The 12,005-nt window shown below is 45.0% G+C and carries 12 protein-coding genes; all 12 read right to left on the bottom strand.

Annotated features, from left to right (window positions below; all coding sequences use genetic code 11):
- Positions 1-27: 27 nt before the first annotated feature.
- A complete protein-coding gene (gene recO / locus MKY98_RS16965) occupies positions 28-780 on the bottom strand; it encodes a DNA repair protein RecO (protein WP_013311133.1) in 753 nt (250 codons plus the stop codon).
- A 42-nt stretch (positions 781-822) separates the two neighbouring features.
- Positions 823-960, bottom strand: coding sequence for a YqzL family protein (locus tag MKY98_RS16970; protein WP_080658633.1), 138 nt, complete (start codon positions 958-960; stop codon positions 823-825).
- Positions 961-1,467: 507 nt separating this feature from the next.
- Positions 1,468-2,370: a GTPase Era gene (era, locus tag MKY98_RS16975; RefSeq protein ID WP_029517791.1), complete on the bottom strand. Its 903-nt coding sequence runs from the start codon at positions 2,368-2,370 to the stop codon at positions 1,468-1,470.
- Positions 2,371-2,419: 49 nt separating this feature from the next.
- Positions 2,420-2,794 carry a diacylglycerol kinase family protein gene (locus MKY98_RS16980; RefSeq protein ID WP_025722122.1) on the bottom strand — a complete coding sequence of 125 codons (375 nt, stop codon included), beginning with the start codon at positions 2,792-2,794 and terminating at the stop codon, positions 2,420-2,422.
- Positions 2,794-3,291, bottom strand: coding sequence for an rRNA maturation RNase YbeY (gene ybeY, locus MKY98_RS16985; RefSeq protein WP_029517792.1), 498 nt, complete (start codon positions 3,289-3,291; stop codon positions 2,794-2,796). Before ybeY ends, MKY98_RS16980 begins: the two co-directional genes overlap by 1 nt.
- A gap of 55 nt (positions 3,292-3,346) precedes the next feature.
- Entirely contained in the window at positions 3,347-5,593 is a 2,247-nt protein-coding gene (locus tag MKY98_RS16990) for an HD family phosphohydrolase (RefSeq protein ID WP_069010263.1), read from the bottom strand.
- A gap of 95 nt (positions 5,594-5,688) precedes the next feature.
- The gene (locus tag MKY98_RS16995; RefSeq protein WP_029517794.1) at positions 5,689-6,660 is read right to left on the bottom strand and encodes a PhoH family protein; all 972 of its coding nucleotides are present in this window, start codon (positions 6,658-6,660) and stop codon (positions 5,689-5,691) included.
- Between the two features lie 6 nt (positions 6,661-6,666).
- Positions 6,667-7,860 (bottom strand): sporulation protein YqfD, encoded by a 1,194-nt coding sequence (gene yqfD, locus MKY98_RS17000; protein ID WP_069010262.1) that lies wholly within the window; start codon positions 7,858-7,860, stop codon positions 6,667-6,669.
- Complete coding sequence (gene yqfC, locus MKY98_RS17005; protein WP_029517796.1) at positions 7,857-8,150, bottom strand: sporulation protein YqfC; 294 nt, start codon at positions 8,148-8,150, stop codon at positions 7,857-7,859. Before yqfC ends, yqfD begins: the two co-directional genes overlap by 4 nt.
- A gap of 380 nt (positions 8,151-8,530) precedes the next feature.
- Entirely contained in the window at positions 8,531-9,940 is a 1,410-nt protein-coding gene (locus MKY98_RS17010) for an amino acid permease (RefSeq protein WP_029517797.1), read from the bottom strand.
- Positions 9,941-10,361: 421 nt separating this feature from the next.
- On the bottom strand, positions 10,362-10,940 hold the full coding sequence (locus MKY98_RS17015; RefSeq protein ID WP_069010261.1) for a hypothetical protein: 579 nt from the start codon (positions 10,938-10,940) through the stop codon (positions 10,362-10,364).
- A 44-nt stretch (positions 10,941-10,984) separates the two neighbouring features.
- The gene (gene floA / locus MKY98_RS17020; RefSeq protein ID WP_029517799.1) at positions 10,985-11,986 is read right to left on the bottom strand and encodes a flotillin-like protein FloA; all 1,002 of its coding nucleotides are present in this window, start codon (positions 11,984-11,986) and stop codon (positions 10,985-10,987) included.
- Between the last annotated feature and the right edge of the window lie 19 nt (positions 11,987-12,005).

Consider the following 12,005-nt stretch of genomic DNA (forward strand, 5'->3'; position numbering starts at 1 on the left):
GCAATACAGTCAAGAGAATAGGGCGTTTCACATATCGTATTTGTCGAGCTGATCCAAGAAATTGCGGGATTTCAGCTTGACCTCCAACTGCATATCCATGAACTGACGCATGACATGTTTGATCTCCAGCTTGGTGGAGTCCTTCACGTCAATGTTGCCGAGCCGATTCAAATCCATTCTGGCGAACAAGCGCAGCAACTTCAATGTACGTGGAGTCACGCTCAATGCCGCTGGATCAAAATGCTTGTAGCTCCGACACAAAACTCCGCCTAGTCTCGGACTGACAAACATATCTTCATCAGCACATTGTTGACCACTTGAAATACATGCATCAAGCTGAGGAGCATATCCGGCCGCCTGCAATATTTTAAATTCATAAATACTCATGACGATCAGCGGATCTTTGCCACTCTCCAGCGCCTCCAAACATGCTTTTAGCTGCTTAAACCAGAACGCACCTGTTTCCTCATCCTGTAACACCCGATCGAGTAATTCACAAGCATAGGAAGCGTAAGCAGCCTTAGTAATATCCTCGCGTAATGTATGGTGGGATTGGATGATTTCACCGGCATTCAACGTGCCTAAGCCTGTGTTTCGAAAAAAAACGAATTCACCGTACGTAAACGGCTGCGTTAAAGCAGCGTGACGGCTTTTGGACTTTTTTGCACCTCTGACCAGCACGCCTGCTTTGCCTCCGCTTTCGGTGCAAAGCGTAATAATTTTGTTCCCCTCACCGTAATCCATGCTGCGGATGACGATTCCTTCCACCCTGTAAAGCATGCCTCTTCCCCCAAACATTCGCGAAGAAGCCAGTGGCTTGTACTATTCACGGGCTTCTTCATGCTCGTCCGACTCTCCTTCATCCGTATCTTGCTCCCTTGTCATGGCGCTCTCCCGGTATAACAGATACGCACCGACATCTCCAGTCATCGCAAAATACTTCCACGAAAAATCTCGCAATCGTATTCATCCTCTCTTCGGAAATGACGTTTGCATCTCAAAATTAGGATGATGCGAAGAGAAGGGAAGTATGCGATGAAATAAATGGATTGCGTTAAAAAAGGCTGCTGTATGTAGAATGGAATACGCTTCGCAAATGATTTGATCTTACGATCGCTGTTACCCCCGAATTTATTTGAATGTAAAACATACAAAGGGTTAAATTCGGGGGTAAAGGCGAACGCTATCGCTTCTTCAGATTCAAATCCTTCGCTCCGCACATCGTGCATACAAGGCCTTTTTTAAAGCACACCTATTTCATCGCTGGAAGAAAAGGATAAAAAGAGCAAGAAGTTAAGCGCCGCACATACGCGGCGCTTTAAATGATCAGGAGACTATTACTATCTCAGCCAAGAGATCGGGACGGCTTTTTTATGATGCTTACTACAACTATACATATTTATATAATATCAATTTTTAACCTCAATAAACCCTTGAACTAAAGTGACGTAGAATCGAGTTCTGTTTTTAAGCGTCGCGATGAAAGCCAAGGTCACGAAGGACGCGTTCCTGGTTGCGCCAGTCTTTTTTGACCTTAACCCAAAGTTCCAGGAAAATCTTGGAGCCTAACAGGTTTTGGATATCCTGGCGTGCCTGTTTGCCCACTTCTTTGAGCATGGCTCCCTGTTTGCCGATAATAATCCCCTTCTGGGAGTCACGTTCTACAAAAATAACAGCCATAATATGCACTACACCATTATCCTGCACTTTCATGTCTTCAATCATAACCGCAATAGAATGGGGTACTTCCTCACGTGTCATATGCAGAATTTTTTCACGCACCAGCTCGGCAATGACAAACTGTTCTGGATGATCGGTAATTTGATCATCCGGATAATATTGCGGACCTTCTGGTAAGTATTTTTGCACCTGCTCCAGCAGGGTGTTTACATTGTTGCCCATTTTGGCCGAGATGGGTACGATTTCTGCAAAGTCGTACAACTTGCGATACTGCTCAATCAGGGGTAACAATGCTTCTGGCTCAATACGATCAATTTTATTCAGCACCAAAATAACTGGCGTTTTTACTTGTTTAAGCTGTTCCGCAATAAAACGGTCGCCACCGCCTAGACCTTCAGCAGCGTCAATAAGAAAAAGTACCGCTTCTACTTCACCCAACGTATTAAAAGCAGTCTGATTCATGTAATCGCCTAATTTTGACTGACGCTTATGAATCCCGGGTGTATCCAAAAATACAATTTGCGTGTCCTCTGTAGTAAATACGCCGTGAATTTTGTTGCGTGTAGTTTGTGGCTTGTCTGACATAATGGCGATCTTCTGCCCAATGACGTGGTTCATCAGTGTTGATTTTCCGACATTAGGTCTGCCAACAATTGCGACAAAGCCTGATTTAAAGTGTTTCTTAGCCATTTCATTTCCTCCAGCGCGATTAAGCACCTATTTTATTTTGGTTTTTCCATTAAAACAGCGAACTAATTAACGTCAACATAGGCCTATAAAACACAAATATACCAATAATTACAGCAAAAACCGCTGCCAGGAGCACGGCTCCGGCGGCGGTGTCTTTAGCCGCTTTGGCCAGCGGATGAATATCAGGTGAGATGAGATCCACCGCTGCTTCAACAGCGGTGTTGAACAGTTCGGCTACAATGACTATAGCGATAGCCACGCAGACGAATAACCAGTCGAGCCGGGAGATGTGCAGAGTTAAGCCTGCTACAATGACAAGGAGCGCCACGGCCACATGTATCCGCATATTTACTTGCGTACGCAGAGCGTACATCACGCCTTCTGCCGCATAGCGAAAAGTCATTCTCCAAGGCTGACGTCTCATTACCTTGTCAACCCCGCTTGAGCCAGTACAGCTTCCTGTTTGCCCATCATTTCAGCTTCACTCACATCATCCTGATGATCATAGCCTAACAGATGAAGAAAGCCGTGAACAAACAAAAAACCGATTTCACGCTCAATCGAATGTCCGTATTCTTCACTCTGAGCTTGCGCTGTTTGTACAGAGATTATAATATCCCCCAAAACATCAGGTACATCATTCAATGAATTTTCATCATTCGGTTCGTAAATAATTTCAAGCTCTTCATCCAGTGTTTCCTTCATAGCAAAAGACAACACATCGGTGGGACGATCAATTCCCCGATAGTCCCTGTTCAACTCATGAATTTGCTCATCATTAACGAAGGTAAGGGCTACCTCACCGTCAGTGACTCCTTCCACTTTGCCTGCCTCCTCTAATAAGGTGTTCAGCAGCGTAATCAAGGATTCGTTAATTACCATATCGTTTTGTTCATTATTCCAAGCTAATTGAAGGCCCATGCCAACCGCTCCTTTTAATTCTAGTGCTCTAACCGTACTTCATGCACAAGTTATATTAAGCTTTTCCGTTTTCAGACTTGGGCCTTTCCTCCGGATACTCAATACGGGAATGGAAAATCCCCATTACTGTTTCCTTGAGGGTTTGAGCCACGATATCAAGCTCCCGCATGGTCAGCTCGCAGTCGTTAAATTGGTGATCATCAAGACGGCTCTTAATAATTTTCTCAATCATGGATTCAACCTGTTCCACTGTCGGCTTCCGTAAGGAACGAACTGCTGCCTCCACGCTATCAGCAATTCCCACCACAGCAGACTCTTTAGACTGAGCCTTCGGTCCCGGATAACGGAAATCATCCTCCGTGAAGTCAGGCTCCACCCCCCGCTCTTCAGCTTCGCGCAACGCCTTGTGATAAAAATAGTGTAAGAATGTCGTTCCGTGGTGCTGCTCGGCAATATCGCGAATGGGCTTGGGCAGCTTGTAATCCAATTGCATTTCCACGCCGTCACGAGCATGGGCGATAATGATGGATTTGCTCAGCTTGGGCTCTATTGTATCATGTGGATTTTCCAACCCATTTTGATTTTCAATGAAGTACGAAGGCCTCTTGGTTTTACCAATATCATGATAATACGAACCAACCCGGCACAACAAGCCGTTTGCCCCTATAGCCTCCGCTGCGGCCTCTGACAGATTACCCACCATTACACTATGATGATACGTTCCCGGTGTCTCCGTAAGCAGCTTGCGGAGCAATGGATGATTGGGATTTGACAGCTCAACAAGCTTCAGTGCCGACAAGATACCAAAGGTAGACTCAAAAAATGGCATTAGCCCAATAACAAGTATTGCTGTTATCAGACCGCCTGCAAAAGCAAAAGCTACCCCATAGAGCGTCGTCGTTTGAGTCCAATTCCCTTGGTCAATCAGTGCCAGAGAAAAAACAGACAGGGCACCGAACAGGCATACCATAATCGCCCCTTTGAACAGTGTTGAACGCTGGCTGGCTCGATGAGTAGAGAAAATCGCTGCCAGACAGACCACAATAGCAAAAAATCCAAAATTAAAGTCGAAAATTTGTCCCTGACGGACATTCAAAATAACACTTGCCAATATACTGAATATAACGGCACATACGAAAGCCAACGACATATCAAGCAACAGCGTTACAAGCATAGCTCCAAGCGCGATAGGCGCCAGATAGCCGAGATAGGAACGTTCATTGTTCTGCAGTATGGAAATTAACATCATTGCTCCAACTGTTATCACAAAGATTAATACTAGCATGAGCAACTGCGCATTATTATACTTGAAGTTTCGTGTTCGTGATTGAAATTGACGAATATACATAAACAGGCCCAATGCCAGCATCATAGACAGCATCAGCAGTCCAAATTGTGGCCAATAATTGATTTTATCCTTGAGCAATTCATTTTCATCAAGCAGTGTATAGATTTCCTGGGTAATAATCTCACCCTTCTTGACGAGTACTTCACCCTGTTTAATGTAAACTGTCGGTGTATCTTCACGAGCCTGTACCTTTGCGTCCTTCGTAGCTGTATCATCATAAAACTTGTTGGCGGTAATCACAAGCCTTGCAAGTTCCTGAACAACCTCCCGTGAAGTACGCTTAGTAAGCGAGCTTGTACTAACCCGCTCAGCTACTTTCGCTCGGGCTGTCTGAGCATCCGTAATTTGATCATTCATCAACCCTGTCACAATCTCACGGGCAACAGGCCGCATTTCAGCAATATCCTCAGATGTAAGGCGCGGAATTTTAATGAATGTCTCCTCTGGAATTCGGTACGTTTGCTCTTTCGTTTTTTCCAGCACTTCATCCAGCAACTTATCTGGGTAGGCATCCGCATTACGGCTGTTATTCACAAAATTTTGTACAAATTCCCGTGCACGTTGCGGAATCTCATCCTTATAAATCGAAATCTTATCTGCTCTGGAGACCTGGTCATCCTGATTGAGCCGTTCAATTCGATCCAAAATACCAGTAATCAGGTTATCGTTGCGAACGGGCACAATGGTATACATGGGCTGCACACGTTCAGCTGATTCCTCTTGAGCCTTCAAAGTCGCCTTACTGTTAGGAAGCTGCATCGGGGCGACAATTTCCTTTTCACTCGGTTGATTTACCCGAATATCATAACGCTCGGGAAGCAGCTTGGACGCAAAGCCTACATAAAAAAGAACCACCAAAAATAAAAACAGAAGATAGCGTGTCGCCACGCTATACTTCCATCCATTCATTCTATGCTGGAACGTTTTCCCTTTAGATAATTCCTTCGAGGTCATCTAAAACAATCCCTCTCCATCATCTTTTTCAAGGCAGCTACACTGCTCATTTTATACTTTTTCTGGTCGTACACGGCATACTCGTGATTGAATGACTATCCTTGATTTTCGGCAACTCGGTCATAAGCAACAATAATTTTTTGAACCAGGGAATGACGGACAACATCCTCTTCTGCAAACTGGACAAAGCCTATTTCCTCAATCCCTTGTAAAATCGCATTTGCTTCAATCAGACCGGATTTTTTGCCACGAGGCAAATCAATTTGCGTGACATCGCCGGTAATGACCATTTTGGAGCCGAAGCCAAGTCGAGTCAAAAACATTTTCATTTGCTCGGGTGTAGTGTTTTGCGCTTCGTCCAGAATAATAAAGGAGTCATCCAGCGTACGTCCCCGCATATAAGCCAAAGGTGCAATTTCTATTAATCCGCGCTCCAGTGCCTTTGCAGTCTGCTCTGGGCCCATCACATCGTATAGGGCATCATACAATGGGCGTAAATACGGATCAACCTTTTCCTGTAAATCCCCTGGTAAAAAACCTAAATTTTCACCTGCTTCCACCGCAGGACGAGTCAGTACAATGCGCTTGACTGAACCTTCCTTCAGGGCAGCTACGGCCAGCACTACAGCCAGATAGGTTTTACCAGTACCCGCCGGGCCAATTCCAAATACAATATCGCGTTTCTTAATCGTGGTTACATAGTGCTTTTGTCCAATCGTTTTGACGCGAATCGGTTTACCCCGGAACGTCGTCGTAATTTCACCCTTGAACAAATCGAGCAGCTGATCAGCGCGCAAATCTTTTGCCAGTTCAATCGCATAATGGACATCCCTTTCGGTCAGTATATACCCATTGCGAATTAACTGGAGTAATACGTCGAACAATTGTTCGAGCACTTCCACCTCGTGAGCATTACCAAAAACATTAACTTCTGCCTCTCGAGATGCTATTTTTGCGGGAATAGCTGCTTCGATTAATTTCAAAAAGGAATCCTGCGGGCCAAATAACGCCTGTCCTTCTCCCGCATTGTTCAATGCAATTTGTATGCTGCGTTGTTGTTCTGCCAAATAGCCTCATTCTCCTTGGTTATGAACTAACGGAAGTTCTTCCGCAATATCCTGCTCCACTTCAAAAAGCACTTTCATATAAACTTTACCATTCTCTCTCTTCTCATGCAAAATTTTTTGGCTCATTATTTTCGTTCCTTTGCCGTATTTAGCTAAAATATCAGCTCGCGCGCCTTCTAAACCTGACATTTTCGCTTCTGCTTCCGTAAGCTTCTGCTCCTGTATCTTTGTCTCTCTCACACTTTCGGTCATCCAACCCACCGGAAGTTTGTAGGAACGCCATGTTAGCGGATCATGTTCAACTGTTGTTTTATGTGTAGAATAAGGTATTTTCCCATATCCCCATAATTGTATCGCACGGTTGCCTAATACCAGATACAAGCGGTCGTGACTGGTACCTGTATACGTGCTGCTGCGTTGCACCATGGGACTGCTAATTTCGTATTCATGCCATACAAGACCCTTAACCTCTCCTTTGGCTACGACCTGCTGTTGGTTCTCCTCATCTCCAAGCGTTCCAGAGATGAGGATGGCTCCTTTTTTGACACGCGTATTTTTATGCACGACAGGACGACCCTGCTCGGCAAAAATTTCAGTAACTACCGCATCTGCCTTACTAATGATATGACGAGGGCTGTAGAGCGGCGCAGGGGTAGGCTGTGAAGCTTCAACAACCTGAATCGTCACCAAAGTACCCTGCTTTTCCACACCGATCCAGGATGCCTCTGGAAGCTTCTGCATGAGCGCACGTGAAAGCTTGTCTTGACTGGATAGACGAAAGCTCCATTGAAATGGATACAGCCCCTCCTGTCGAGCGGCTTTGAGAACGGATTCCGTCGATAGTTTATCATTCCCCTTTACTTCAATGTCCCAGATAAGTGAAGACATCAGCAGGAGACCTATCCAGAACAAAGCCAATCCAGCCAGGAAAAACTTACGTTTGGCAAGTCGTGCAGCAGTAAAGGGAAGCCCTTGCCGCTTCAGAACATGCATTTTACAGCCTGTCCTTCTCAAAAGCGGGCGTAGGAGGAAGACGTGCGGCAGTAGAAGGTTCATTTCTGCATGTCTAGTACCCATCGGCCGCACGTTCCACACAGGTAAATGGTGATCGGTGAGTAAATTAATGAAAGCTTCCACACTTTCGCCCTTGATAGCAAGGGTAACCGTACCACGCAGCTTTGCTAAAGCAGGATGTTTCACGAGCCTTCCTCCGTTCCTTCCATTTGGATATCCGTTATATGTCCCTCCACACTTACCTGCTCTGGCAGAATAGACGTAATGACTAGATCATGGCCGGACACCCTCAGCCTGCCTTGCGCAAGTGCAAGTACGAGCTGATCCGGCGTGAAATCCACCACGCCCCGGTGATTCTCCACATAAAGCTGACGGCTGCCGATGAGGGTTAACCGCGGCAGGTCAAATAGAATGTCCTGCGGAAGCTCCAGCGTCTCGCTGGCCCACTTTCGCAGTTTGCGGCTCATCCTGCTCATACGGCGAAATCTCCCTTCCTGTCATCAAAATATTTGTTATCCAACGGCTAGAGTTGTTTTGATGACAGCACGCTGCTATTTTTTCATCTTCTGTTATTGCCATCCGGTACCCATAGATGTTTCAAGGCAGCTACGCTGCTGGCTTTCCATCTTATATTCTTATGATCAGTGAACACCATTACACCAGTGCCACAGATATCTGTACTGTACATTTTATGATCCAGTCGCGGCATTTATGAGGCTAAACTTACAATTCGTAGTAGCTACTATATTGCAGAGGAAAAAGATGTGTCCTTTCAAAATTCCCAACAAAAAAGACAACCTCATTTTCATATTGAGAACAAAGGTTGTCTTTTTTTGAATTTCATTAAATGACACGGTTATTTTTCGCTATCTCGATTTAAAAGAGAGTTTTTTCTAGAGTATAAGAAGTAAACAGCCATACCAATGACAAGCCAAATAATAAAGCGAATAAATGTCTGGCCATTCAAATTAAGAATGAGCACCCCACATGAAACGATAGCCAGGATCGGGATATACGGAACTCCAGGACATCGGAAGGCCCTTGGCAAGTCAGGTTGTGTTTTTCTCATAACGATAACGGCGACCGAAATCAGAATAAATGCTGACAAGGTTCCAATGTTCACCAAACTTGCTAACTCATCCAGCGGAATCAGTCCACCCATTAATGCAGATAAAGTGCCGAAAAACAACGTGTTAATGTAGGGCGTTTTGTATTTGGAATGAACCTTGGATAATACTTTGGGGACTAAGCCGTCACGTGACATAGCAAACATAATACGAGTTTGACCATAGAGCATTACCAGCATGACCGTTGTCATCCCTAAGATGGCTCCTATATCTACAATACCTGCAACCCAGTTCTGGCCCGCAACCTGCAATACCAATGACACGGGGTGAGAGATACCTTCAAATTGCATAAACGGTACTATACCAGTCATAATCGCGCTAACAATGACATACAAAAACGTACAAATAATGAGTGAGAAAATAATGCCTCGCGGTAAATCAGTAGTGGGATTTTTAGTTTCTTCAGCCGCCGATGAAACAGCATCAAAACCAATAAAAGAAAAAAACACAAGAGCTGCGGCTCCAAACACCCCACTGAACCCAAACGGCATAAACGGTGTCCAGTTATCTGGCTTCACATATTTAAAAGCAACGATGATAAATAATAAAATAACAACAATTTTTATGATTACCATGATGTTGTTTATCCGTTTTGATTCTTTTATCCCTAAATAAAGCAAGAACGTGATACCCATCAAAATTAAAAAAGCTGGGAGATTAAAATAAGTAGTTTGGTCTTTCAAAGCCCCCGGTGCAGCAGTGAATTCAAGCGGAATGTGAAGGCCAATTCCGTTCAAAAATGATACAAAGTAACCCGACCAACCTGCGGAAACGGCGCTGGCTGCCAGCATGTATTCCAAAATTAAATCCCATCCAATAATAAAGGCCAATAGCTCCCCCATCGTAGCATATGTAAAAGTGTAAACAGAACCGGATACTGGAACGGTGGATGCAAACTCCGCATAAGCCAATGCTGCGAATAAACACGCGAGTCCCGCAATCACAAAAGAAAGAACCAAGCCTGGACCAGCCGTAACTGCTCCTGTACCTGTCAACACAAAAATTCCCGTTCCGATAATGGCTCCAATTCCAAGCATCGTTAAATCAAACGCACCCAATTCCCTTTTGAGTGCTTTTTCCCCTCGCGTAGCGGCAATCAACTGATCAATGCTCTTCTTTCTAAACAAGCTATTTCCCATCGATCCCATCCTCCTAAAAATTAATTTTTCCATTTTTATGACCTTGTTGTATCACCTCGATATAAATAAAATTTTAGGTAAATTTGGAGTGAATTTCATAAGTATCTATCATTGAGAACATTATATATAAAAAAGAAAAAATGAAAACTGCTTTCGGAAAGCTCCATTCATATTGTTACATTTGATCATTTTTCAGGAATATATTTTCATAAATGAGACGCTAAATTAGACAAAATGCCACCATTTTAGATGACAACAAATGTGAGAAAGCTAGAGCACACAAGGGATTATCACATTCGTTGTCAGGTAATTAGAGCATTTGTCGTTAATTCACTTTTTATTCCGAGCATGGTTATGTATTCCTAAAGCATCACAAAAAAAGATCCGCCACAGCCAAAGCCGTGACGGATCCACTATCATTTTAACGTCTTCCTCCACCCATGTAGCGCTTGGAACGTGGAGGACCTAATATTTCTGCCCAAATCACACCTCTGCGCAGATCAGCCGTATCCACCGTATTACGGTCTTGCGAAGCTATCTCTGGCGCATCTGTAATTTCCCCTGACTCCCTCGCATTGGATATACGATCGAGACGGGCTAAAACCATTTTTCGTTCTTCTTCCATAGCACGGATCCGGTCCTCTAGAGTCGAACCATTATCTAATAAATCCCGGTCCATCCGTTCTTCGGTTTCCGACCGATCGCCCATTTCTTCTATGCGACGAGCTTCCATAACCGTCCGTCGTTCATTAGGAAATTGACGTTGCAACTCTCCAGCAATATCCTGCTGACGTTGCTCTTGCCCATGTTCCATTGTGAAGGGTCTGGATGACGTCGAGGGTCCACGAGAACCATGATCACCACCAAAGGTAGGCATACCTTTTCGCGGCGGTGATTTCCGCCCTGTACCTTGGATGCTTTTCCCCAAAAAGGACACCAAAGCAAAGCCAATCACGATCAGGATATACAAATGTTCAAAGATCCAGCTGATAAAGTTCATTACTCACCACCTAGCTGCCGTAATTCATCGGCTATGTCCCGTTATTAATCCCGGTTTTTGTTGTCATTCCCCGAGTTCTCATTCGGTTTGCCTAAGGAGCCACGCATTTGCGTATCCGCCTCAATATTTTTCAAATTCATATAGTCCATGACACCAAGCTTCCCGCCGCGTAGCGCTTCAGCCATTGCCAGCGGTACTTCGGATTCGGATTCCACCACGCGTGCTCTCATTTCTACAACACGTGCCTTCATTTCCTGCTCCTGCGCTACAGCCATCGCACGCCGCTCTTCCGCTTTTGCCTGCGCAATACGTTTGTCGGCTTCCGCCTGCTCTGTTTGCAGAAAAGCACCGATATTTTTACCTACATCAACGTCCGCAATATCAATGGACAGGATTTCAAATGCTGTCCCGGCATCCAAACCTTTGGACAATACGGTTCTTGAAATTGAATCCGGGTTCTCCAGCACGTCCTTATGCGAGTTACTGGAACCTACGGTCGTAACAATACCTTCACCGACCCGTGCAATAATCGTTTCTTCTCCAGCCCCCCCAACAAGTCGATCAATGTTGGCACGCACCGTAACACGAGCTTTAACCTTCACTTCAATACCATCCTTGGCGACCGCAGCAACAATAGGTGTCTCAATAACACGCGGATTAACGCTCATTTGGACCGCTTGCAGAACATCCCGTCCAGCAAGATCAATCGCTGCCGCACGTTCAAACTCAAGCGGAATGTTAGCACGCTGCGCAGCAATCAACGCATTGATCACTCGGTCTACATTCCCTCCTGCGAGAAAGTGGCTTTCCAGCTGGTTGATGTTCAAGCCCAGACCCGCCTTGGTTGCCTTAATGAGCGGATTGACAATTCGGCTTGGCGTGACGCGCCGTAAGCGCATAGCTACCAGCGTAATGATGCCAATGCGCACACCCGAAGCCAATGCTGAAATCCACAGCATCACCGGGAAGAAACTAAAAAATACGCTCAATACAATAATCACTACAACGGCAATCAGCAAAACGCTGACAATACCCGATTCGAACACTCGCATCATCCTCCATTAA

Source organism: Paenibacillus sp. FSL M8-0228 (assembly GCF_038007385.1).
GTDB lineage: Bacteria > Bacillota > Bacilli > Paenibacillales > Paenibacillaceae > Paenibacillus > Paenibacillus polymyxa_D.

Excerpts from the sequence above, each read along its gene's own strand:
- era (WP_029517791.1), bottom strand. The coding sequence starts at position 2,370 with ATGGCTAAGAAACACTTTAAATCAGGCTTTGTCGCAATTGTTGGCAGA.
- ybeY (WP_029517792.1), bottom strand. The coding sequence starts at position 3,291 with ATGGGCCTTCAATTAGCTTGGAATAATGAACAAAACGATATGGTAATT.
- yqfC (WP_029517796.1), bottom strand. The coding sequence starts at position 8,150 with ATGAGCAGGATGAGCCGCAAACTGCGAAAGTGGGCCAGCGAGACGCTG.
- recO (WP_013311133.1), bottom strand. The coding sequence starts at position 780 with ATGCTTTACAGGGTGGAAGGAATCGTCATCCGCAGCATGGATTACGGT.
- MKY98_RS16990 (WP_069010263.1), bottom strand. The coding sequence starts at position 5,593 with ATGACCTCGAAGGAATTATCTAAAGGGAAAACGTTCCAGCATAGAATG.
- MKY98_RS17010 (WP_029517797.1), bottom strand. The coding sequence starts at position 9,940 with ATGGGAAATAGCTTGTTTAGAAAGAAGAGCATTGATCAGTTGATTGCC.
- MKY98_RS16980 (WP_025722122.1), bottom strand. The coding sequence starts at position 2,794 with ATGAGACGTCAGCCTTGGAGAATGACTTTTCGCTATGCGGCAGAAGGC.
- MKY98_RS17015 (WP_069010261.1), bottom strand. The coding sequence starts at position 10,940 with ATGAACTTTATCAGCTGGATCTTTGAACATTTGTATATCCTGATCGTG.